Raw genomic sequence first — 23,093 nt, 5'->3', positions numbered from 1 at the left:
AGCGGAAAAACCGCTGGGTTTTGTATTGGGATTTAAGTGCGTCAATCTTTTAGGGGGGTACGTCAAGTGACCGGTTATTTGTTTTCTTTGGACAATGCGACAACGGTGGCGACGATGCAGATCCCGCCGATGGTCTGCCATAAGCCCATCGGTACATGCAGCCACACCACTGTGACAATCGCGGCGGCCAGCGGTTCGGCACAAGCTAAAAGGGAGGTTTCCGTCGGTGTGAGATAACGTAGACTGTCCAGATACCAATAGAATGCGAGCAACGTGCCGAAAATGACCACAAATCCGACAAGCAACCAAGCGTTACCTGTCCACACCTGTCCCGATGTCCGCCAAAGCGGGTGGACCAAGTTCATTCCCACACCGCCGATCAGCATCGCCCAGCCCACGATGACACCGGCCCCCCACCTGGTCAACAAACGGGCCGGATACAACGTGTAAAAAGCGGCGGTGACGGCGGATCCCAAACCCCAGACAACGGCGGAAAGAGAGATGGTCAACCCGTCCAACCGCCCATTGGTCACCAGCAATCCGGTTCCCACCAATGCGAGCACCACAGCGGAGATTTCCTTGCGCCCGGGAAGTTGCTGGTTGCGGAGCGCCACGTAGACGGTGACGAAAATGGGGCCTAAGTACTGCAAAAGGGTGGCAGTGGCGGCGTTACCTGCTTGGATTGCCTCAAAATAGGTATATTGCACACCTGCCATCCCCAAAACCGAAAAGATCAGCAGTTGGCGGCGTTCCGATTTTTGTTTCCAGATCTGCCACACCTTTTGTTTTTGCACGAAAGCGAAATACAAAAGCAGCAAAAAGCCAGAGAGGGACAACCGAAGGGAAACAAGCCAACCGGGTTGAAATCCCTGGTGCTGGAACAGCCATTGTGCCGCTGTCCCCGACAATCCCCAACAAGTGGCTCCGGCCAACACCATGGCGAATCCTTTGAGGCGGTGAAAGGAGGGAGGAACCGCCATTGTTGCAGACCGCATCGGACTCATCCTTTCCCGAAAGCCGTTTCCCTCCATTTTAATGGGTAAACAAAGAGTTGGAAATGGGTTTTTGGCATCCGGGTTGAGGCGTCTGATCCATGGGAAATGTTTTCAACTTGGTCATCAGACACCTTAAACGGCATCGAGAATGTATCCTTCCAACTCGTTCAGCATTTGCAATAAAGCGGCACGGATTTCAAATTCCTTGCGGGTTTTGGGAAGTGGCATGTCTTCGCAGGTTTCACGCAAGGCGCGGATCTCCTCCTGGATCCGGTGGAAATCATCCTCACCGGAACGCAATGCCGCAGACATTTTTCTGAGAATGGAGGCCAGCATCTTCCCCTGAACGATCACCTGATCCACACGGGAGACGAGAGCAAGCATGTGTTTGATGCGTTCATACTGCTTTTCTTTTATTTCAAAGTGATGAAACCGGAGGACGTCGTCCGAGGTGATATAGTTGTCTTCATGCAGGAGCGCTTCTTTTTTTCCTTGTTGAATCAGGTTGTGGATGGTGAGAATTTCTGCACCGTCCCACAGATAGTCCTTCTCCTCCAACGCACGGGCGAAATGATCGAACACGTCGGCGACCGTCATCTCCAATTGACGGTGGATGTTGAGGAGTCGTTCCTTGCGGCTCGGCATGTAGAGCCAGTTGATGGTGAGTGAAACGGTCATGCCAGTGAGGATCAACCAAATTTCATTCAATAAAATGTCCATATCCAGATGGCCGGCGGTATACACGTGGATGGTGACGACGGTGCCGAGTAACAAGCCGCGCTCGGTCCTGGTACGTACCAATATCGGAATCAGAAGCAGCAGGATCAAGCCGATGACGTAAACATGAAACCCCAGCAAACTGAACAGCAGGGTATCCACTGCCAGTGTCAACAATACGGCAATCGCCATTTTTCCGGCGGTGACCACCGTTTCTTTTCGCGTATTCTTCAATAGAAGAGCCGCGACGATCCCGGTGAATTCCGCCAATTTCAAATGCAGGGCATTGGCGATGTAAATGGCGAGCACCACGGCAACAACGGTTTTTGCTGTTCGGAATCCGATTCTCATGGTTGGCTCATCCTTTTCCGAAGTGACTAGAGCGTGTTTGGTAAATCCGTGTAGGAGCAAATGCTTTCCCGAGTGAGCGACTAACCAAGCCCGGCTGAGCGAAGACCCGGAAAGCGCAGGAATGAAATCGCGGGCAAGAAATGGGACAGGATTCGCCAGACTCGCTCCAAAAAACGAGAGCCGGTGGGCAAATTTCGGTAACCGGCTCCCATGTGAAAAGTATAGGCAAAGGATCCAAGCTGTTCAATGGGTTTCGTTCAGCGGTCCTTTACAATGATGTAGGTTGCTTTGACGGGTCCGTGTACGCCTACAACCAGGTTCATCTCAATGTCGGCGCTGTTGCTGGGTCCGGAGATAAAGTTGACACAAGACGGAATCGCTTCCCCTCGTTCGGATCGCTCGCGGATCATGCGAGCGGCTTGTGTCATGCGAGGCACTAGCGTGCTCAGGGGAACAATGGCGATAAAGTAACGGGGGAGAAGGCTGACGGATCGGCCTTTTCCTCCGCCGCTCATCAGGACGACTGTTCCCGACTCAGCCAGTGTGATGTCGCTGATCGAGATGCCCACATCGGCCTGTTCCGCGCGTTCAATATTGATTTTCCCTTTTTCAGGATTCCATATATGGACATCCAACCCATACGGATTGTCTTGGGTGGTAAACAGGGTGGACAACCCGAACTCGGCAAAACGCGGGTCATCCGAACAGATCACTGATTTTCCATCGTAAGAACGTATCGTTTCCAACAATACGTCAGGCAGAGATGATGATTCCGCTCGCCGAACATCCGTATGAATCATCTGACATTGATGCTCAAACACCGACAACAGTTCTTCCTGTGTCGCATCGGCGAGGGTTCGCCATTGTGGTCCGTGTTTCCAATGAGAGGGCCGCTTAACCGGTTCTGAGATACGGAGGCGCCCCAGTTTCCGGGCGATTCGATCCAGAAACGCCTCTCGGTTGTGAATCATGGCTGCTCACCTCGTTTGCGCCGATTTTCAAACCACTCACGGAAGGTTTCCCGTTTGGGGGAGGGCAGGTCACGAATCGATGTCCACGGTTGGAGGGGGCCCGGTCCTTGACGGATAACGCCATCCTCCTCCCAGGGGCGAAGAGCGGTTCGTGCCAGTTTGGTTCCCCACCGGTACAGGCGGGGCGATTCGAACACCATGCCAAATGCCTTCATCGCCAAACGTTCGCCGAGCGGCGATTGCCTTTCCTTCTCGGCCGTTTTTTGTCGGTGTTGGATCAACAGTTCGTGCAAAGGTATTTTCACCGGGCACGCTTCCGTACATGCAGCACACAAACTGGATGCGTAGGGCAGTTCCCGGTAGAGTTCCTCGTCGCCCAATAATGGTGAAAGTACGGCGCCGATCGGACCGGAGTAGATAGACCCGTAGGCTTGACCACCGATGTGGCGGTAGACGGGACAAACGTTGAGGCAGGCGCCGCAGCGGATGCATTGGAGCACGCTTTGGAATTCAGTGCCCAGGATGTCGGATCGCCCGTTGTCGATGATCACCAGGTGAAACTCTTCCGGTCCGTCCACCTCACCCGCCGCTCTGGGCCCGGTCAGGCAGTTGATGTAGCTGGTCAGTTTCTGGCCGACGGCACTCCGGCAGAGCAATCCCACCATCACCTCCAGCTCCTCCCAGGTTGGGACGATCCGCTCCATCCCCATCACCGCGATGTGGACGGGCGGCAGGGAGGTGACGAGTCGGCCGTTTCCCTCGTTGGTGACCAAACAGACGGTGCCTGATTCAGCGACAGCGAAGTTGCAGCCGGTGATCCCCACTTCCGCCGTCAAAAAGTCGGGACGAAGCTGCTGACGGACGAATGCGGTCATTTCTTCGGGCGCAGCGGAACCCGTATATCCCAGCTTTTCCGCGAACACCTGGCGAATCCGCTCCCGGTCCTTGTGTATGGAGGGTCCTACGATGTGGGAGGGGGGATCATTGTCGTCCACTTGCAGGATGTATTCCCCCAGATCCGTTTCCACCACCCGGCAACCGATCGCTTCCAGGGCGGTGTTCAGGCCGATCTCTTCCGTCACCATCGACTTCGATTTGACGATACGGTGGGCGTCTCGTTTTTGAACGACATCCCGGATGTAGGCGGTCGCTTCCTCCGCCGTTTGTGCGAAAAAGACATGACCTCCGAGTTCATGTACCCGGTCGCTCAGTTGTTTCAGGTAAAAATCCAGATGTTCCAGGGTGTGACGCCGAATTTCTTCACCTAGTTGCCGCCATTCTTCCCAGTCACCCAATTCCTCAGCTGCACGCAGGCGGCTTGTCCGCATGCGTTCCTGTGCGGCACGGACCGCGTTCCGCATAAATTGATCCCGAATTCCTTTATCCACTCGTCGGTAAAAAACGACGTCTCCAAATTGCATGCCCATTTATCTCCCCTCCTGCTCCAGACCGGACTGCAACACCTGTGCGATGTGCATGACCCTAATCGGTTTTCCCTGACGGCGAATCCGGCCATCCAAATGCATCAGACAACCGCAATCGGCTCCGATCAGGACTTCAGCGTTCGTTTCCTTGATATGCGATACTTTTTCGTCGGCCATCTGTTGGGAGATGGGCGCCATCTTCACGGAAAAGGTGCCGCCGAACCCGCAGCAGTCATGTGCGCAGGGAAGCTCGGTCAGCGACAGTCCCTTGACGTTGGACAACAGTTTCATCGGCGCATCTTTTACCCCGAGCAGGCGGGTCATGTGACAGGAACGGTGGTAGGTGGCTTTGACAGGGAGTGTAGCATCGACATCCTCCACTCGCAGGATTTCTACCAAAAATTGTGTCAATTCATAACCCTTTTCCGCCAATGCGCGGGCTTTTTCCTGCCACTCCCGTTCGTCTTCCTCGGAAAAGAGATGAACATACTCCTTCAACATGGCCGTGCAGGAGCCCGAAGGGGCCACCACATAATCGGCGTGGGCAAACGTCTCGATCATGTGGCGGGCGGCTTTTTTCGCCTCCCGATGAAATCCGCTGTTGAAAGCAGGCTGACCGCAACAAGTTTGTGCGACAGGGAAATCCACCTCGCAGCCGAGTCGTTCCAACAGTTCCACGGTGGCTCGTCCGACTTCGGGATAAAACACATCGGCCAAACACGTGATGAACAACGACACTTTCATGGGAACCCCACTCCTCTCCCTGTTCATCAGGTCATCAGATGACCTTGTGTATAAAGGTGATGTAAATGAATCGGGTGTCACTCCTGTTCCCCGATTCGGCCTGACAACAGCTGTTCCACTCCGTTGAGATGCTCCAGCATCCGGAGGCGTGCCTGCTCGGCGTCTTGGGCTGCAATCGCATCGTAAATGGCGCGATGTTCACGGTTCAATCGTTCGGCGATGGACCGTTCGGCAAAGAGACCTTCTTGCCGTGCTTCCTGCATGGCAGTGACGATCATTTCCGAGACGCTGTTCAGCAGGTTGACCAGCATGTTGTTTCGTGCCGCTTGGGCGATTGCCAGATGAAAGGACCAGTCTAGTTGTTCACCTCGGGCATGATCGTATGCATACTGTTCCATCTGGTCCAGAATGTACTGGAATCGCTCAAGGTCTTCCTCCGTCCGGCGACGGGCGGCAAACATGGCAGAACCGGTTTCCAGCAGCCGACGGATTTCAAACAGTTGGCGTACGTCTTCGGGGCTCATCAAAAGGGCATGAGACAAAGTGGAGGACAAAGTGCGCGGATCGTACTGCCGCACATAGGTTCCTTCTCCTTGCTTCATTTCGATCAGCCCCATGGCCTTGAGAGCGCTCAGCGCTTCTCGGATCGCCGAACGGCTGACTCGAAAGGATTCGGCCAGCTGTTCGACCGAAGCCAACTTGTCTCCGGGTTTGAGCGACCCATTCTTGATTTGTTGGATCAACTGATCCGCCACTTGTTCGTAGATCTTTTTCTTGTGTATCTGTTGATACATGGTCTCCACTCCTGATGACACCATCGGATACACTTGAGAGCCTGTCTGATTTTCTCCCTGTCTGCATGCTATTCCTTACGGAGAAAATCTCTGTGCGGGAAAAAACTGCCACCACCGTTGCATTGTTGGCTGGAATGTCGCGTTCATGAAAGCGCAGAAATGGAATCGCGGGCAACTTCCTCTAAGCGAAGCGTACTATGTCCGCGTCCTTCGCTCCGGGGCGGAGCGGCCATGACTTGATTGCAGGGCGCAAGGAAGGGACCGGGAAAGCATTTTGACGGTATTCACCAGACAGCTATATTGGCCGAGTGACCATTCTCCCTTTCACTGCTGTTTCGCATCACTTAAAAGTTACTCACGGGAAAATGGTCACCCTTTCATCGGTCACAGTTTGGCACCGAATATCGGCCTTGACTTGTCATTTCTTCTGCAATTGAGAACGCGACGGCGGGCCGAAACTTTGCTCTGACGGTATGGGGTTGGTCACCTTTTCCCGAAGGATGCGGTCAATGCGTGCCAGATCTTCCGCGGTCAGCTCCCATCCCGTCACGCCATCCGCTTCTTTCAGTTGTTCCGGACGACGGGCTCCCCACAGTGCAACCGATACGCCCGTTTGTTGCAAAACCCAGCGTACAGCCAACTGCGTGACGGTTTTTCCTTTTTCCTCGGCCAGTTTTTTCAGCTCTTCAACGGCTGACAAATACTGACGGAAATGCTCTCCTTGAAACATGGGGCTGCGATGACGAAAGTCGTTTTGCGGAAATATGGTGTCTGGCGTAAATTTACCCGTCAGCAGCCCGTGTGCCAGCGTTCCCCAGGTCAGAGTGCCGATTTGGTGCTCCGCGCAGTAACGGAAGGTGGTGTCGAGCTCTTCCGTCTGGAACAGGTTCAAACGCGGCTGGTTGCTATGTAGTGGCGCCGCTTGCCGCCAAACGTCCATTTGCTCTGGCGAATAGTTGCTGACACCGATCGCACGGATTTTGCCGTCTTGATACAACCGGTGCAATGCTTCGGCTGTTTCCTCGATCGGCACTTCGGGATCAGGCCAATGCACCTGATACAAATCGATATAGTCCGTACGTAGCCGGCGCAGGCTGTCCTCCACTTCCCGGAAAACGCGATCGCGGGATGAATTGCGCCAAACTCGCCCTTGATCGTTCCACTCCAAACCGACTTTGGTGGCGATGATCACCCGATCCCGTCCGTGTTCGGCCACGGCCTCACCGACAATCTCTTCCGACAGCCCCATTCCGTATACAGGGGCGGTGTCGATCAAGTTGATCCCTTGATCCAAGGCATAGCGGATCGCCCGAACCGCTTGGGCACGATCCGTACCTCCCCACCCCCAACCGCCGATCGCCCAGGTTCCCAGGCCGATCCGCGACACGTTCAAATCGGATGTACCGAGTCGGATATATTCCATTTTATGACCTCCCGTTACCGGATTACTTCTATTGTCTTTGATTGAATATCCGAACGTCAAGGATGGCAGCGCTTTCAATGCCTAATATTTTCCTTCCCTAGTTTCATTGCGGGTTTGGCCGTTTTACATCCCCGTGATATAGTTAAAAAGGGAACAAATGTGTTCCGTTACGGAAGGAGAGGGTGGGATTGACCTTTTTGGATGTCGCTGTGGAAGCTGCCCGCCGCGCGGGTGATTTGATCCGTGAAAAGGCGTACCAAACGAAACAAGTGAAACAGAAAACGTCCGCTTCCGATTTGGTCACCGAAGTGGACCAACGTTCGGAAGAGATCATTCGGGACATCATTTTGCGTCATTTTCCCGACCACGCTATCCTGGGAGAAGAAGGGGTGGCCGCGGGAGATAAAACCGTAGAGGAAGTATGGGAAGAAAGCCGGCAACATGAATATGTCTGGATCGTCGATCCCATCGACGGCACCAGCAATTTCGTGCATGGATTTCCCTTTTTCTGCGTATCCATCGCGTTGGCGAAAAATGGAGAATTGATCACCGGCGTCATCTATGAACCGATGCGGGACGAGTTGTTCACCGCGGAAAAAGGGAAGGGAGCGTACCTGAACGGACAGCCGATCCGGGTCTCGGGTGAGGAGACACTGGCCGAAAGCTTGATGGCGACAGGCTTTTCGTATGGGCAGAGAAGAGTCCAGCAGCAGTTGCGCACATTGATGCGGACGGCTCCACGCTTTCGGAGTCTCCGAAACGGGGGTGCCGCGGCTTTGCATTTGGCGTATATTGCCGCGGGCAGACTGACGGGTTATTGGGAGTTGGGTCTCAATCCGTGGGATCTGGCGGCGGGTGTCTTGCTGGTGAAAGAAGCAGGAGGCGAAGTGACCGACACCTGGGGAAGGCCGTTTGATCTGACGGTGCGGAACACGTTGGCCACCAACGGAAAAGTGCACCGGGAAATGGTGGAGCTGTTGCGGGAATCACAGGCTGACGTAACGTGACGTTACATAACGGAAATGCCGATAACAGGGAGGCGGAACAATGACGATTGATTGGCAGAAGGAAGTGGAATCGCGGAAAGACGAGTTGCTGGAAAAACTGAACGCGTTTTTGTCCATTGAAAGTGTTTTGGACCCGGATACTGCAGGTGAAGGTGCCCCGTTCGGTAAAGGGATCCACCAAGCGTTGACCTATATGTTGGAGCTAGGGAAAGAAAACGGGTTTACCGTCAAAAATTTGGACGGTTACGCCGGACATATCGAGTACGGTGAGGGAGAAGAGATAATCGGCGTTTTGTCCCATGTGGATGTAGTGCCGGCGGGGGACGGCTGGACCACGCCGCCGTTTTCGCCCGATATTCGTGACGGCAAATTGTACGCCCGCGGGGCGATTGACGACAAGGGACCGACGATGGCCGCGTTTTTTGCATTGAAGATCGTGAAAGAATTGGGCCTCCCGCTGTCCAAAAAAGTGCGCCTGATCCTGGGGACCGACGAGGAAACCTACTGGCGTTGCATGGATCACTATTTCAAACACGAGCCGATGCCGGTGATGGGCTTTACACCCGATGCCGATTTCCCCTTGATCGTGGCGGAAAAAGGCTTCCTCGACATTTCCTTGCGCGGCGAAGTACCGTCCGGCGAACCCGCCGCTGACGGGGAAGATACATGGACGCTGGCTTCCTTTACCGCCGGGCAACGGGTGAACATGGTGCCCGATCTGGCCAAGGCCAAATTAGTGGGCGAAGGCGATGTGTTTGGCCTGAAGGAGCAGTATCAGGAGTTTCTGCTCAGCCGCCGCATCCGGGGCTATGCCGAGGAAGCGGATGACCACCTGATGCTGGTGCTGGAGGGAGTTTCACACCACGGTTCCGAGCCGGACAAGGGATTGAACGCCGCGCTGGAACTGATCCGGTTCCTGAAGGAAAAAGTACAGTTGGATGCGGACGGTCAGCGTTATGTAGATTTCGCCCATCGTTATCTGGTGGACAGCTTTTTCGGTGAAAAGATGGGACTGGCTCAGTCTGACGATATCGTGGGCAAATTGACGGTCAACGCCGGCGTGTTCCACTACGAACGGGAGCTGTCACATCTGGTACGGATCAACGTGCGGTACCCCATTTCCGGGGATCATGAAGCGATTTTGCGGAAGATCGATGAACTGGCCCGGCCCTACGGGTTGCGTGTCGAGGATGTGGATCACAAAGCGGCCCATGCTGTGGACAAAAACCACGAGCTGGTGCGCACGCTCTCCCGGGTGTATGAGGAGCAAACCGGGCAAAAAGCCGAATTGCTCGCCATCGGCGGCGGTACCTACGCCCGGGCATTGGACGTCGGCGTGGCGTTTGGTCCGCTGTTCCCGGGACGCGAAGAGACGGCGCATCAGAAGGATGAGCACATCGTGGTGGACAATCTGTTGAAAGCGACGGCCATTTACGCGCAGGCGATTTACGAGTTGGCGAAGTGAATTGGGAAAAAAGACATGTTATCACAACCCAGTGGGTCATCCGCTGGGTTTTTTTATTGTTGGAGCCTCAAAACTCGTCCACCTTGGAATTTGTGATCGTGATGGCACGGCGATTCTCTTGGCCGACGTGTTGTACTCGGTGCTGAGCATAAATGAATGATGTTGCTGGTATAATCAAAGAGAAAGTCATGCAGGCACTGAACGGGCAGAGCACCGGGGTGAATTTCGCCGGGGGGAGTTCACCCAATGAACCGGTGCCGAAAAAGCCGAAACCCAGTCATCCAAACAAGCCGGCGCATCCCGCTCCTTCTCCTGCCAATAACGGGGGTAACCCTGTTGTCGAGGGCTAAGACCGCCGGACATGTGGTTCTGGACTTTATTGGCTACTATGACGCCAAGGCAGCCCTGACCGGTGTGGATGAAAACGGGAACATGGGGAGAGCGGCTTGTGTGCGGTGCCATGGCATTCTCATCTCCAAGCCCGTAAAAGGGGTCAAGATAGCCGCCAAATACGGGGATGACGTCCTCCGTTACGGCAAGGGGTATGTAGACTACCTGGCCCGCAAATCGGAGAAGGTGGCGTGCGGGTGTCCGAATGGGATTAATCAAGCAGGAAAAGCAGTACTGAGTGTAGAGGATCTCATGAAAAAAGGAAAACCGGGCAGAAAGACAATGGGTAAGTCAAAACAAATCTTGGATCAAATGATTCTTGTATGCATCCAATAGTCGATCTTCTTCCCGCCTAAATGGGATAACGTTCACGAAAATCCCCTCCCCAAAAAATTCTGTTACGAGTTTTTCGCGGTCATTTTGGGATTGAAGGTGTTCTGAATCTGCATTCTTTCGTTTTTATTATATTCGAACTCGTAACAGAAAGTACATTCTGTTACGAGTTTTACAAGAGGATTGGCTTTACCGAACCCTGGTTTCCCCAAGTACGGAAAACCTCCGTTCATATTTTCTGCTACCATGACTCTACTTGCCAATAGTCTCATGCCATTTTAAAATATTCAAAAATAATCACCAAACATCGGGAAAGGATCTTGCTCATGCTTCAACTTAATGAGGGGTGGAAACATGAAAAAACAATGGAACGTAGGTATTTTTTTGTTCAACGGTGTAGATATAATTGACTTTTCAGGCCCTTATGAAGTTCTTTCGTATACAGCTTATGATAAGGATGGTCTCCGGAAACTTCTTATGGGAACAGCATCTATGCAGGACAGACCTTTCGTAACATTTACCGTTTCCGAAACCGGAAGTATGATTACTACTAACAATGGAATGAAGGTTCAACCCGATTACGGTTTTCACGATGCTCCATCCATTGATATTCTCCTTATCCCTGGAGCGCCGTTGATCCCCCTTAAAAAGGCATTAGAAAGTCAAACGGCTCTTCAGTGGATTCGTAAACAATATGATCAAGTAGATCTTATTGCATCCATTTGTTCCGGTGCTTTCTTTCTTGCCCAAGCTGGTTTGTTGAAAGGAAAAAAGGCTACCACTCATCACGCGGTTTGTGATTATTTCGAGCAACTGTTTCCTGAAGTAGAGGTCCAACAAGGTGTAAGATTTGTTGATGAAGGAAATATCGTTACTTCCGGTGGTGTGACTTCGGGGATCAACATGACTCTTTATCTTGTTGAACGTTTCCTTGGAAAAGAAAATGCTCAAACTGTAGCCCGTACAATTGAATTTGACACCAAAGTGCAGTGTTAAACTATTAGCGTACCGGTCCATATGTAGGGGAGCTAAGGTAACAATAACCAAAAAATGGTCTTCATTTTTTAAAAAGTTCGGCACTCAAGCCGTATCTAATATACACCAGCGCCGTTAAGGCGCTTTTTTTGTTGCGAAGTCCTCTCTCGGTTCCAGATCGGAAACAAAACGATCGATCCATCATGGGATTTGTCTATCCGTACTATCTTGGGCACCAGTCTGTTCATTTGGTTGTTACCTTAGCGGACATTGAGGGGTGGTTTTTTTCGGGGAGGTGATGTCCGCTAATAACATTTAGCGGATGGGAGCGTCTAGAGAAGTTCCAAAATAAAAATAAAATTAGGAACAACCGTAAAAATGAATACTGATGTCGATTTTCTTGTGTTATATTGAATGAAAATGAAGACAAAATGGAGGGATAATTCAATGTTTAAAGAATCTGGCTCCCTTCTTTAAAGAGGGTTGTACCAATAGTGGCGAAGTGGCATAGGTATGATGCCTAGGTTCCTCTGGACGAACGGCACGCGTTATGTGTTCTCCCTCAAAAGCAACCCGGTTAGGCCAGACGATCCCCCCGGGTTGTTTCTGTTTTACGGGAAAAAAGACCCTCATAGAGCGAATCTGAGGAATCTCTCAGCGTTTTTTTTTATTGTCTAGATAAAATCCCCACCCAGTTCGCTCCTTCTTTTCTAACGGAATGGTATCCGGACCGAAGCGGTTTTAAACCAAAAATAGATAGAAAAGGACACACCTGATATAAACAAGAATACAGCGGTGAAGAGGTTTAGGGGTGCACGTAGATCCTCAATTCCAATTGAGCGTATAAACATCTCAATATATCCCAAGATGCTAGCCACAAGCAAGCTAACTCCAATATAATAGACGAGTTTATTGGTTTTCCATTTGACACAATAGCAAGCCAATAGGTAAAAAGGACAGTGTATAAAAACAAAGTAAAAACCTGAACCAATAAGGAAAGGAGCCATTATATACGGGATCGAATGTACTGCTCTAGAAGAGCCTTAGTTAGGATTTCTGTTCTTGAAAAGTACCTTAATCCCTCTATATGGATACGCGAAGAGGTACCCGAATTGGAACAAAAAGAGTTGATTGATTTGTTAGTCGGTAAATAGATTAAACGGCAGAAATACCTGGCCACCCTTAGAGGATATCTGTCAGTCGTCGTCTGTCAGGCGATCTTCTCCAGTGTTTTTTCAGACATCACGTACCCAAACCGGTGCCGAAGATCGTGGGCACTGAACCCTTCCAATCTGGCCACCACATAACGCTGGCCAATGTAATGATGGGGCGAAGTTAACCGCATTCCTTCTCCTGAGGTGGAAGGGCATCTAGGAGAAGAGCGTTCAAAGGCCCACACCGAAGCGCGGGCAAACACCGCATGCCGTTATCGTGCCGAGCGATACGGATGGAAGCGAGGCGACCTTGTAGACTGGTCACAGGTGCCAGTGTTGCTTGGGTGGTTAGCCCAACAGACAAAGCCGTATCGATCAGCGGAATTTTTTACTTGGTCTCTAGATATTATGTTATCTTTCTTATTTCGACAAAAAAAGACTGATGACCTGCAAGCTTTGTTAGCAGTCTCAGGCCCAGCAAATGCTGGGCCTTTTTGATTGAGCATGATTTTGAGGTTTGTGTTCATAGTTGACGATATTTGGATTCATAATGGCCGATTTCTGATCATAGGTACTTTGCACTAAATTCGTTTGTTCGTTCGAATATATTAACATGGGGAGAAATGCGCGTTATTATGCGGACATCTTGGTTTCTGATGTGGATTTTATTACTACCTAAGAACTATCAAAAACCGTCGATTTTATATCGACTTTTACAACCTCGAACCTATTTATCGTTTTTATCTATCTTATCTTTTCGGAGGTGCAACATAACTTATCCTATTGGTTCTTGTGTACATGGGGGAGAGTGGTTGGTCAAGACATTCGTCCCAGCCGAGGACAATTGTGTAGGAATAGGGAGGAAGACACAATTGAATACTGTATCATTGAGCCGAGCGGCAAGTCGCAAAAGGGTCACCAATGTCTCAGTGTGGAAAAAAACGTTGATTTGGGGTATCTTTCTCACTTGCGTCGTTTTAATGCTCCATGTCAACACCTGGGCCGAGAAGACGGTGGACTTTTATGTAGGAATGTTCACATCTATCACTTTCGCCTATTTCCTTTTAAAGATGGTGGTGTCCTTCTGGTACAAACCCGACATCCGAGAGCCATACCCGGGGATTAAGGTGTCTGTGGTCATCCCGAGCTTCAACGAAAACCCCGACTCGGTTCTCAAGACGATCGAGTGCCTTATCGACCAAGACTATCCGGTGGCCGAGATCATTTTTGTGGACGATGGGAGCGACGATCCAAGTGCCTACGAAGCAGTGAAACGGTTGGCCGAAGAGGTCAATGGAGCCCGGTTGGAGGCGGCTGCGGCTTTGGAGATGGGGGGAGCTCGATATCATTGGGCGAAGGACTTGCCCGAGATCGTAGTACATCGTTTTGACAAAAACCAAGGCAAACGGGCGGCGCAGTTGTGGGGGTTCAAGCGATCCACTGGAGACTTTCTGATGATCGTGGACTCCGATGGATACATCTATCCCGATGCGATTCGAGAATTACTCAAACCGTTTCATGATCCAGAAGTCACGGCGGTTTGCGGTCACATCAACGCCCGGAATCGGGACTACAACTTTGTCACACGTCTCCAAGACCTACTTTATAAAAGTGCTTTTCGCGTCGGTCGTGCGGCTATGTCCGTAACCAATGCCGTCTTGGTGTGTTCCGGGGCTTTGTCGATGTTTCGGCGGGATGTGGTGATGAATAATCTTCACCATTTCCGGGATCAAAAGTTCTTAGGTCGGAAGATCGTGGCCGGTGACGATCGGCGACTCACTACTATCGCGCTTTATGAGGGCAAGGTAAAGTATCAATCAACGGCTCGATGCATCACGGATGTCCCCACAACGATTAGTCAATTCTTCAAACAACAAGTTCGGTGGGGAAAATCGGTCTACGTCGAGACGCCATTCACGATACCGGTGGCCCTCAAAAAACCTTTTTTGATGTTGTGGTTTATCGGTGAGAGCTTTTTGTGGGCGATCTACGGCACGTCGGTGATTGTTACCTTCACGACGGCTCCCACTACTACGTTACCGTTACTGGTGATCTATTCTTTGGGTTATTTGACGCTATCCGCTCTTATGCGGAACGTCTACTATGTTTTGAAACATCCTTTACTCTATCTACTCTCCCCGGTCTTTGGTCTTGTTCATTCTTTTCTTCTATATCCTATCAGGATATATGCACTTTTGACGCTTCGGGGCACAGGATGGGGAACTCGATGAAATTTGTGAACAATACGAATTAAATTGTTGGAAGGAGTAGAGAGAGTGAAAAAGGTACATGGGCGATTTCCGGTATTTTTGAGCTAAGCGATACTAATCTCATCTAGTAGAATTAGCGTTGGACAAATTCTTCCTTTCTAGTAAAATATAGATCGTTGGTTATAATAATTTCCTATGTTGTTTGGTGACGGTAGAGAGAGTAAGTCACAGCCCGGCGCGTTCGGTACGCGAAGTGAAGGATCTGTCGTTATTCCCTTTTTAGTGTGAAAAACCAGGTGAAAGGGGATGAATGGATGGATGAATTACGACGGAGCAGCCCCAAGCGGCCTCTACGTTCTCATTCGTCACAGTTTGAAGAAACGCCGGCGCTCTCGCGTTTGGCATCCAATGCTAGTAGTAGGAGCCAGGGTGGCGGAGGAAAATCAAGGAATCATCGGTTTTTAAAATGGCTTGGGCTTGTATTGTTATTTATCATAGCGAGTGGGCTACTGATAATCCGTGGATATTCTGCATTCAAGGCTTATGCAACCACGGTCAATTGGAAGGATTTGCAGAACCAGGATACAGTGTCCACTCTCTATGATCAAACAGGTCAGAAAGTAATGAAGTTGGTAGCTACGGACAAGGAATATGTTACATATGATGAAATGATTAAGCATAATCCGGATCTCCCTAAAGCATTTGTCAAGGTGGAGGACGTCCGCTTTTACCAACACCATGGGGTGGACTGGTTCGGTTTGGGACGGGCCATCGTCAAAAACATCATCACCATGCGTAAAGGTGAAGGTGGTGGAACTATCACGATGCAGGTGGCCCGTAATATCATCCTGAAAAACCGAGAGAAAACCTATTCCCGGAAATTGAAAGAGATGGCCACGGCGATGGCCATTGAAGACAAATTTAAGAAAAATCTAATCCTGGAATCGTATTTGAACAACATTTATTTTGGCAACGGCATCAAAGGCGTAGCGATGGCCGCCAAGGTGTATTTCGGAAAAGACATCACGAAACAAAAGTTGGAACCACAGGAAATCGCTTTGCTGGCCGGATTGCCGAAAGCGCCGGAGGGATACAATCCGATTCTCCATCCGGATAAGGCGTTGGAACGGCGAAACATCGTGTTGATGAAGATGGCGGAAGACGAAAATCTGCCGCCGATCATTCCACCGTCCGAGTTAAATAAATACAAGCAAAAACCGCTGGGGGTCGATGTTGAGACATATAGAGAGCACAAACGTAAGATCAGGCAGTATGATGCTTACAAGGAGTATGTGATCCGGGAACTAAAGGAACGGTATAACATTAGTGAGGCCGATCTAGCTACCCAGAATTACAATATTTACACTGGATTGAATCCGGCAGCGCAGGCGGCTGTGGAGAAAGCGATCAAAGACGATAGTCTGTATCAGGGTCACAAGAACTTAGATGGTGGTGCGACAATGATCAATCCGAAAAACGGATTGATTGAGGCGATCGCTGGTGGACGATTCTACAAACCGACGTTCGTAATCCGTTCTCTTGAACCTCACCAACCAGGATCGTCAATCAAACCGATCACCGTTTATGCACCGGCGATTGAATTGAATGACGATATAAACGAATATGCAATGATACCGGATGAGCCGAAATCGTATGGAGGCTGGATACCGAAAAACTATGAGAAGAAATACTACGGTCTCGTGCCGATGCGAGATGTCGTGGCCACGTCGATGAATGCAGCGACTGTTTGGATACTGAATAACAAAGTCGGGTTGAAAAACGCGTTGAAGTTCGGTAGGAAAGCAGGTCTACCACTGAAAAATGGGGATAAAGGTTTGTCCATGCTAGCATTGGGTGGATTGACTGATGGCGTAACCACGGTGCAGATGGCACAAGCCTACACCGCATTGGCCAACAACGGTGTGATGAACGAGGCCCATGCCGTCGAAAAAGTGGTAGACACAGAAGGCAATGTGTTGGAACCGATAAAAAAATTGAAAAAGGGCCGGAAAGTATACTCGCGCAAGACCGCTTGGTATACCACTCGAATGTTGTTGTCTGTCGTCTCCGGAAAAGGGGTTCGACACGGATACACCGGGAAATTTGCAAGGCTGGACAACGGTCAACCGGTGGCTGGAAAAACAGGAACGACGCAAAACGGTAAAGATGCCTGGTTTGTGGGTTACACGCCTAAGCATGTATTGGCCGTGACCATATTCAATCCCCCGTTTGGGGAAAAGGTGGAGCTGTCCGGTGGGAAATATCCAGCGAAAATGTTTAAGGCCATCATGGAAGAAACCATGGAAGGCAACAATGAGCCCATCACGCAGTTTGAGAAACCGCAGGGCGTGCCGGACCCGACACCGTCGATTCAGTTGTTGCCTATCAGTGTGACTGCGCAGTACGATCAAACGTCACACTCTGTACATCTAAGCTGGAACGCCCAAAACAATCCACGTGTCAAATACCGCGTGGAACGCTCCGAGGATCAGGTTCACTGGCAACCGTTGAGTGAGGTTCAAGGCGGTTCGTATACGGATACCAGCATTCAAGTGCTAAAGTCAAAAACCTATTACTACAGAGTGGTTGTTATCGACACGAAAACCCACTATGAACTGATGTCCAACGTAGTGAAAGTACAAGTGACGGCGAACCAACCGCAGACCTCAGCAGAACAGAAACAGGGTAACCCTCAGGACAATAACCAAGGCGATCTACAGGCTAATCCGCAAGACATTGACCAATCTCAGGGCACCGGTGGCTTCCTGGGCGGTCAAGGAAACCAGGTCGAAACGGCCACGGGCGGTGCCGCCAGCGGAACGGACCGTGGAACCGATACAAGCACTGCTGGTGGAACGGACCAAGGTGGAACCGATACAAGCACTGCTGGTGGAACGGACCAAGGTGGAACAGATCAAGGGACTGATACCAGCACCGATCAGGGTGGACAAGGCGGTCCCAGCGGTAACGGTGTCGGTAATGGTGTCTCACAATGAGGGCGAACATTCCTTCCATTTATATTACCTTAGGATCTCGACAAAAAAGACTGATGACACAGGTCAGCAGTGAAGCGATTGACAAGGCTGTTGAACTCATCAGCGAAGAAGCAATTTATATGCTGGCGTTACCCCTAACAAGTTTGGCCAAGATATGGAGTAAAACGACATCCGGCTGTCTGGCGTCAAGGGTCACTCACGGTCACTCACATAGTGGCCAAGGGCTAAGGGCTCCTGTCACCGCTCGTCACTACAAATGCATTTGTAGTATAATAATATCTCTACTTTAGCCGGCGAATTTGCCGGCGAAAGGAATGAGTTTATAGGATGAAGCCTGTAAACCCTTCCGCTTGGACACGGATGAGACCATGTGAGACAGCAATCCAAGCCGGGCTACGATTTGGTGACAGAGGGACGCACACGAGCCGCACGATCATGCTTCGTGAACTCCGCGACCTGCTGGCTGTCGTACCCGAGTTTGCTTCTCGCGAGGATTACGCATCTGCTATCATCGAAGACAACGTACTAGGCAAGCAGACAGTATCGAACCGGCGGCTCACCAATCAACGTCTGGGCGAACTTTACGGTCTTGACCCTCAGATTCCCATCTTCCGTGTGCTCCGTCGCCTTTGGGAGATGGATGAAGCAGGGCGACCGCTTTTGGCACTTTTATGCGCATTGGGGCGTGATCCCCTTTTACGGGCAACTGCTCCAACCATCCTCTCACTTAAAGCGGGCGAGGAGCTTGTCCGATTAACCTTTGTGGAAGCAATCAAGCAGTACACAGGAGATCGACTCAATGAATCGATTCTGGACAAAGTCGCTCGTAATGCAGGTAGCTCATGGACGCAATCGGGTCACCTTGAGGGACGTGTAAGGAAAATCAGGAAGCAAGTGGAACCAACACCTGGTGCAGTGGCGTTTGCCTTGTGGCTAGGATCCCTTTATTCACTTTCCGGTGAAGAATTGCTGTTAACTCCTTGGACAAGCGTGTTTGATCGAACCCCGGAAATACTCCTTGACACAGTTCTTCGAGCGAAGCAAATGCGGCTTCTCCACGCTCGAGTCGGAGGCGGTGTTGTGGAGATTGATCCTATTGCCGTGGATCCGGATGCTGAGGTGCGTTAACGATGGGTAAAATCGAAGATCTCGCGACGTTTTATGAGCGATACATGGGTGTACCATGGCAACGAACGATTGCCGGTGCCCAACGTGTGGTCATAGTGGTTTACGATAAGGAACTTGAGAGAGCCTTCCGTGCGAGAAAAGGCGAATTTGAGCAGCGAACTCGGGAGACCGGTCACGGATGGGCGGAATTTGACTGTACGCGGTGCTTTGCAGAATGGATGGCAGCGGATGAGTATCGGGAGGAATATTTTGAGTACCCAAGTGACTTAACTCTAAAGTTGGAAAGCGAGTTCAACGAATACGTGGCAGCCTCTCTTCGCGAACTGTTGTGTTCCTGCGATGAGAACACAGTTGTGGCAGTAACGGGGGTTGCAAGTCTTTACGGCTTTACGAGGCTGTCCGATCTTGTGCGAGCGGTTGAACCTGACATTAAGGGCAGACTAGTCATATTCTTCCCCGGTACGAAGGATGGCAACAACTACAGGCTTCTCGATGCCCGTGACGGTTGGAACTACCTTGCTCACAGTATAACCCTACATAGTTCCGGAGGTGCCTTATGAAGATTTTTGAGGCGTTGGATCGTGACCCTCGGACGAGTTCACTTGCAAATGGCGGTCAAGCGCGCATTATGGATGAGCCAGATGAACTAAAAATCCGTGAACTTCGCGCAGAACTCGAAACCTTCGTATGCGATGGTCAGTATGGAAATGCCATCGAGCGCATCCTTCAAAGCTATTTGACCCAATTGGACCGGCCTCGGCAGCATGCAGCCTGGGTGAGTGGATTCTTCGGCAGTGGTAAATCTCACCTGCTGAAAATGCTCGGTCACCTGTGGGTGGATACTCCATTCGAAGATGGATCAACCGCACGCTCTCTCGTTCCCCAACTCCCTGATGAGATCGTTGCTTTGTTCCGTGAGCTGGATACGCAGGTTGCCCGAAGTGGAAAGCCAGCCATCGCTGCAGCCGGGACCATGCCGTCCGGCAGTGGAGATCGTGTTCGGCTCACGGTTCTTTCAATAATTCTTCGTGCATGCGGTTTACCCGATCAATATTCACAGGCGCAATTTTGTTTTTGGCTGCGTGACCAAGGGTACCTTGAGCAGGTGCGCTCTACCGTTGAAGCTGCCGGTAAGGACTGGTTTAAGGAACTCAACAATATGTATGTCAGCCGATTGATCGCACAAGCTGTTTTGGCCTGCGATCCCAACTTTGCCGAAGATGAGCGTGGAGCGCGACAGGTTCTCCGGGTGCAGTTTCCAAACCCTACAACGGATATTTCCACCGCCGAGTTTATCGAGGCTGCACGTAAGGCGCTCGCGCCCGATGGGGAGCTACCACTGACGGTTCTCATACTTGATGAGGTCCAGCAGTACATTGGCGATTCCACGGATCGCGCGGTGATATTTACTGAGATTGCCGAGGCGATCCAGACGCAGATGGACAGTCGAGTCATGCTTGTGGCGTCGGGTCAGTCAGCACTCTCAGCAACACCATTGCTTCAGAGACTGCGCGATCGCTTTCGTATCAATGTCCAACTGTCAGACACAGACGTCGAAACGGTTACACGAAAAGTTTTGCTCCGTAAAAAGCCAAGTGCGATCGACCATATTCGTAACGCCCTCGAGCGAAACGCCGGCGAAATTTCGAAGCATTTGCAAGGGACCCGCTTGGCGGAACGATCAGAGGATCGGCAAATTATTGTCGAGGATTATCCCCTGCTACCGACTCGGCGCCGCTTCTGGGAGGAGTGTTTTCGGGCGGTCGATGCTGCCGGCAGCCAGAGTCAATTGCGGTCACAGCTTCGGATTCTGAGTGATGCGTTAAAAGATATCGCTGAATCCGATCTCGGAACAGTCATTCCCGCCGATAAACTATTTGAGGCAATTGCCCCCGACCTTGTAAGCACCGGAGTTCTTCTGAACGAGATTTACACAAGAATTCAGGAGCTCGATGACGGCAGCGATGAAGGCCGGATGAAGAAACGGCTTTGTGGACTCATCTTTCTGATTAACAAGCTTCCGCGTGAAGCGGGTGTCGATGTCGGCGTTCGAGCGACAGCAAAGATACTTGCTGATCTGTTGGTCGAAGATCTGGATGCTGATTCCGGTCCGTTACGCAAAACAGTTGAAACACTTCTGGAATCTCTTGTCAATGACGGCATGCTCATGAAAGTTGGCGATGAATACCGGATCCAGACGACTGAAGGCGCGGAGTGGGATCGTGCTTTTCGGGAAAGAGTTGCAGCCTGTCGGCAAAAGGAAGTGGAGATTGAATCCAAGCGCGATCAGCTTTTGGCGAGCGCAGTTCAACAGATCGTGAGCAAGATTCGTTTAGTGCATGGGGAATCCAAAATTCGCAGGACGTTAACGTTACATGCCCGTGTGGATGAACCCCCGGCTACCGGCGATCAGATTGTCGTGTGGATGCGGGATGGCTGGTCGACAAGCCAAAAGGATGTGGAAAATGAGGCACGTCGTCGTGGGCAGGAAGATCCTGTTATCCACATTTTCATACCCCGTTCTTTTGCCGATGACCTCCGGACTCGAATTATCGAAGTCGAGGCCGCTCAACAGGTGCTCAACTCCAAGGGTGTTCCCAGCACCCCGGAGGGTAGAGAAGCACGTGAAAGTATGGATAGTCGACTCAAGACGGCTCAATCGGCTCGTGATGAACTGATCCGTGAGGTGGTTACGTCCGCCAAAGTGTTCCAAGGCGGTGGCAACGAGATATTTGGTGATTCACTTGAGTCCAAGATCCAAACTGCCGCTCAAGCTTCTATGGCCCGGCTTTTCCCGCGCTTTGCAGAGGGTGATCACCGGGCTTGGGAAACCGCGTTGAAACGGGCACGTGAGGGGTCTGACCAACCCTTTAGCATAGTGGATTGGAGCGGTTCAACAGAAGACCATCCGGTGGCAAGGCAAGTATTAGCTATTGTGGGCAATGGTGCCAAGGGTAGTGACGTGCGGAAGACTCTGAAGGGAGCACCTTACGGTTGGCCTCAGGATGCCATTGATGCGGCTTTAGTGGCGTTACACCGTGCTGGTGTACTTCGTGCCACACTGAACGGAAAACCTGTGCTTCCGGGTCAGCTTGATCAGAACCGTATTTCCAGTGCCGAATTTCGCCCAGAGAAGGTCCGTCTCGGGACTATGGACAAGATCGCACTGCGTAGTCTCTACCAAAAAGCAGGAGTGTCCGTGAAATCTGGGGAAGAAGAGCTCAAAGCCAACCAGTTCTTGGACACACTTCTGGAACTCGCCAGAGCCGCAGGAGGAGATCCGCCTCTGCCGGACCGACCGGATACATCGAAGATTGAGGAGTTGAAACGTCTTACTGGAACAGAGCAGCTTGGGGCAATCCTCCAGGTTAAAAGCGAGCTGGAGAAGTGGATTGACGAGTGGACTGAATTGAAGCAGCTTGCTGAGAAGCGGTTACCCGGCTGGCAGTTGCTGGAGCGTCTACTCGCTCATGCCGAAACTCTTCCAGTAGCTGCGGAAGTCAAGCCGGAAGTGGAAGCTATTCGGTACAAACGATCCCTTCTTGAGAATACCGATCCTGTTCCACCCATTCGGGCAAAGGTCGCTGCTGCTCTCCGTGCAGCAGTGACTGAGCAATATAATGCTATACGAAAAGCCTGGGATCAGGGGATGCACACGCTTCAGAACAATCCTACTTGGACTGCCCTTGACGATGATACATGGAATCAAATCATTGCACAAGTTGGGTTACGGTCGCCTGTTGAACCGTCGATCAACAGTGATGAAGACCTGTTGTATGAACTCGATCGTCAGCCGCTCGCCGCGCGTGCTGACGCCGTGGCAGCTATACCCGAGCGTGTAGCCCGGGCTCTCGAGGAGGCCGCACGTAAACTCAAGCCAAAGGCTCAGCGTATTTCACTGCGGCCTGCTACGCTCGAAACAGAAGATGAAGTAAAAGCTTGGCTCGCCGAGCACGAACGGAAGCTACTTGAAGCCATCAAGCAGGGTCCGGTTATTATTGGTTAAAGGAGGGAAC

17 protein-coding genes are annotated in these 23,093 nt (G+C 51.2%); 9 read left to right on the top strand and 8 right to left on the bottom strand.

The genetic code is table 11. The annotated features are described in order from the left end of the window. Positions 1–74: 74 nt before the first annotated feature. From KI215_RS13170 to KI215_RS13140, 7 genes are all read right to left on the bottom strand, one after another. Positions 75–995: a DMT family transporter gene (locus KI215_RS13170; RefSeq protein ID WP_212773171.1), complete on the bottom strand. Its 921-nt coding sequence runs from the start codon at positions 993–995 to the stop codon at positions 75–77. A gap of 132 nt (positions 996–1,127) precedes the next feature. Then, the gene (locus KI215_RS13165) at positions 1,128–2,063 is read right to left on the bottom strand and encodes an aromatic acid exporter family protein (protein ID WP_212773170.1); all 936 of its coding nucleotides are present in this window, start codon (positions 2,061–2,063) and stop codon (positions 1,128–1,130) included. 257 nt (positions 2,064–2,320) lie between these two features. Next, positions 2,321–3,034 (bottom strand): LutC/YkgG family protein, encoded by a 714-nt coding sequence (locus KI215_RS13160; RefSeq protein ID WP_212773169.1) that lies wholly within the window; start codon positions 3,032–3,034, stop codon positions 2,321–2,323. Further along, entirely contained in the window at positions 3,031–4,461 is a 1,431-nt protein-coding gene (locus tag KI215_RS13155) for a LutB/LldF family L-lactate oxidation iron-sulfur protein (protein WP_212773168.1), read from the bottom strand. Before KI215_RS13155 ends, KI215_RS13160 begins: the two co-directional genes overlap by 4 nt. Next, positions 4,462–5,202 carry a (Fe-S)-binding protein gene (locus tag KI215_RS13150; protein ID WP_212773167.1) on the bottom strand — a complete coding sequence of 247 codons (741 nt, stop codon included), beginning with the start codon at positions 5,200–5,202 and terminating at the stop codon, positions 4,462–4,464. Positions 5,203–5,279: 77 nt separating this feature from the next. Then, positions 5,280–5,996: a FadR/GntR family transcriptional regulator gene (locus tag KI215_RS13145; RefSeq protein ID WP_212773166.1), complete on the bottom strand. Its 717-nt coding sequence runs from the start codon at positions 5,994–5,996 to the stop codon at positions 5,280–5,282. A 418-nt stretch (positions 5,997–6,414) separates the two neighbouring features. Next, the gene (locus tag KI215_RS13140; RefSeq protein ID WP_212773165.1) at positions 6,415–7,419 is read right to left on the bottom strand and encodes an aldo/keto reductase; all 1,005 of its coding nucleotides are present in this window, start codon (positions 7,417–7,419) and stop codon (positions 6,415–6,417) included. Positions 7,420–7,601: 182 nt separating this feature from the next. Here KI215_RS13140 and KI215_RS13135 point away from each other — a divergent pair, with 182 nt between their 5' ends. The 4 genes from KI215_RS13135 (at position 7,602) to KI215_RS13120 (ending at position 11,610) form a co-directional block, all read left to right on the top strand. After that, positions 7,602–8,426 carry an inositol monophosphatase family protein gene (locus tag KI215_RS13135; protein WP_212773164.1) on the top strand — a complete coding sequence of 275 codons (825 nt, stop codon included), beginning with the start codon at positions 7,602–7,604 and terminating at the stop codon, positions 8,424–8,426. Between the two features lie 40 nt (positions 8,427–8,466). Continuing rightward, entirely contained in the window at positions 8,467–9,891 is a 1,425-nt protein-coding gene (gene pepV, locus KI215_RS13130; protein WP_212773163.1) for a dipeptidase PepV, read from the top strand. 336 nt (positions 9,892–10,227) lie between these two features. After that, positions 10,228–10,617, top strand: a complete 390-nt coding sequence (locus KI215_RS13125; protein WP_212773162.1) for a hypothetical protein — start codon at positions 10,228–10,230, stop codon at positions 10,615–10,617. Positions 10,618–10,968: 351 nt separating this feature from the next. Continuing rightward, a complete protein-coding gene (locus tag KI215_RS13120; protein ID WP_212773161.1) occupies positions 10,969–11,610 on the top strand; it encodes a DJ-1/PfpI family protein in 642 nt (213 codons plus the stop codon). Positions 11,611–12,799: 1,189 nt separating this feature from the next. On the opposite strand, the gene KI215_RS16140 is transcribed toward KI215_RS13120, so the two are convergent. Further along, positions 12,800–12,934, bottom strand: coding sequence for a hypothetical protein (locus KI215_RS16140; RefSeq protein ID WP_275956708.1), 135 nt, complete (start codon positions 12,932–12,934; stop codon positions 12,800–12,802). Between the two features lie 681 nt (positions 12,935–13,615). Between KI215_RS16140 and KI215_RS13115 the strand changes: the two genes are divergently transcribed. From KI215_RS13115 to brxC, 5 genes are all read left to right on the top strand, one after another. Then, on the top strand, positions 13,616–14,974 hold the full coding sequence (locus KI215_RS13115) for a glycosyltransferase family 2 protein (RefSeq protein ID WP_212773160.1): 1,359 nt from the start codon (positions 13,616–13,618) through the stop codon (positions 14,972–14,974). Positions 14,975–15,576: 602 nt separating this feature from the next. Further along, positions 15,577–17,949 carry a transglycosylase domain-containing protein gene (locus KI215_RS13110; RefSeq protein WP_212773159.1) on the top strand — a complete coding sequence of 791 codons (2,373 nt, stop codon included), beginning with the start codon at positions 15,577–15,579 and terminating at the stop codon, positions 17,947–17,949. Between the two features lie 435 nt (positions 17,950–18,384). Beyond that, positions 18,385–19,077 carry a hypothetical protein gene (locus KI215_RS13105; protein ID WP_212773158.1) on the top strand — a complete coding sequence of 231 codons (693 nt, stop codon included), beginning with the start codon at positions 18,385–18,387 and terminating at the stop codon, positions 19,075–19,077. A gap of 2 nt (positions 19,078–19,079) precedes the next feature. After that, positions 19,080–19,637 (top strand): BREX protein BrxB domain-containing protein, encoded by a 558-nt coding sequence (locus KI215_RS13100; protein ID WP_212773157.1) that lies wholly within the window; start codon positions 19,080–19,082, stop codon positions 19,635–19,637. Further along, on the top strand, positions 19,634–23,083 hold the full coding sequence (brxC, locus tag KI215_RS13095; RefSeq protein ID WP_212773156.1) for a BREX system P-loop protein BrxC: 3,450 nt from the start codon (positions 19,634–19,636) through the stop codon (positions 23,081–23,083). The genes KI215_RS13100 and brxC overlap by 4 nt, the downstream gene beginning before the upstream one ends. Positions 23,084–23,093 lie beyond the last annotated feature (10 nt).

It is taken from the genome of Polycladomyces abyssicola (assembly GCF_018326425.1).
In the GTDB taxonomy this organism is placed as follows: domain Bacteria; phylum Bacillota; class Bacilli; order Thermoactinomycetales; family JIR-001; genus Polycladomyces; species Polycladomyces abyssicola.
Note: the sequence above shows the minus strand (reverse complement) of the source record. Positions and strands in the feature narration are given on the sequence as shown.

Coding starts and splice junctions, on each gene's coding strand:
- KI215_RS13170 (WP_212773171.1), bottom strand. CDS start 995: ATGCGGTCTGCAACAATGGCGGTTCCTCCCTCCTTTCACCGCCTCAAA.
- KI215_RS13165 (WP_212773170.1), bottom strand. CDS start 2,063: ATGAGAATCGGATTCCGAACAGCAAAAACCGTTGTTGCCGTGGTGCTC.
- KI215_RS13160 (WP_212773169.1), bottom strand. CDS start 3,034: ATGATTCACAACCGAGAGGCGTTTCTGGATCGAATCGCCCGGAAACTG.
- KI215_RS13155 (WP_212773168.1), bottom strand. CDS start 4,461: ATGGGCATGCAATTTGGAGACGTCGTTTTTTACCGACGAGTGGATAAA.
- KI215_RS13150 (WP_212773167.1), bottom strand. CDS start 5,202: ATGAAAGTGTCGTTGTTCATCACGTGTTTGGCCGATGTGTTTTATCCC.
- KI215_RS13145 (WP_212773166.1), bottom strand. CDS start 5,996: ATGTATCAACAGATACACAAGAAAAAGATCTACGAACAAGTGGCGGAT.
- KI215_RS13140 (WP_212773165.1), bottom strand. CDS start 7,419: ATGGAATATATCCGACTCGGTACATCCGATTTGAACGTGTCGCGGATC.
- pepV (WP_212773163.1), top strand. CDS start 8,467: ATGACGATTGATTGGCAGAAGGAAGTGGAATCGCGGAAAGACGAGTTG.
- KI215_RS13120 (WP_212773161.1), top strand. CDS start 10,969: ATGAAAAAACAATGGAACGTAGGTATTTTTTTGTTCAACGGTGTAGAT.
- KI215_RS16140 (WP_275956708.1), bottom strand. CDS start 12,934: ATGCGGTTAACTTCGCCCCATCATTACATTGGCCAGCGTTATGTGGTG.
- KI215_RS13110 (WP_212773159.1), top strand. CDS start 15,577: ATGAAGTTGGTAGCTACGGACAAGGAATATGTTACATATGATGAAATG.
- KI215_RS13105 (WP_212773158.1), top strand. CDS start 18,385: ATGCTTCGTGAACTCCGCGACCTGCTGGCTGTCGTACCCGAGTTTGCT.
- KI215_RS13100 (WP_212773157.1), top strand. CDS start 19,080: ATGGGTAAAATCGAAGATCTCGCGACGTTTTATGAGCGATACATGGGT.
- brxC (WP_212773156.1), top strand. CDS start 19,634: ATGAAGATTTTTGAGGCGTTGGATCGTGACCCTCGGACGAGTTCACTT.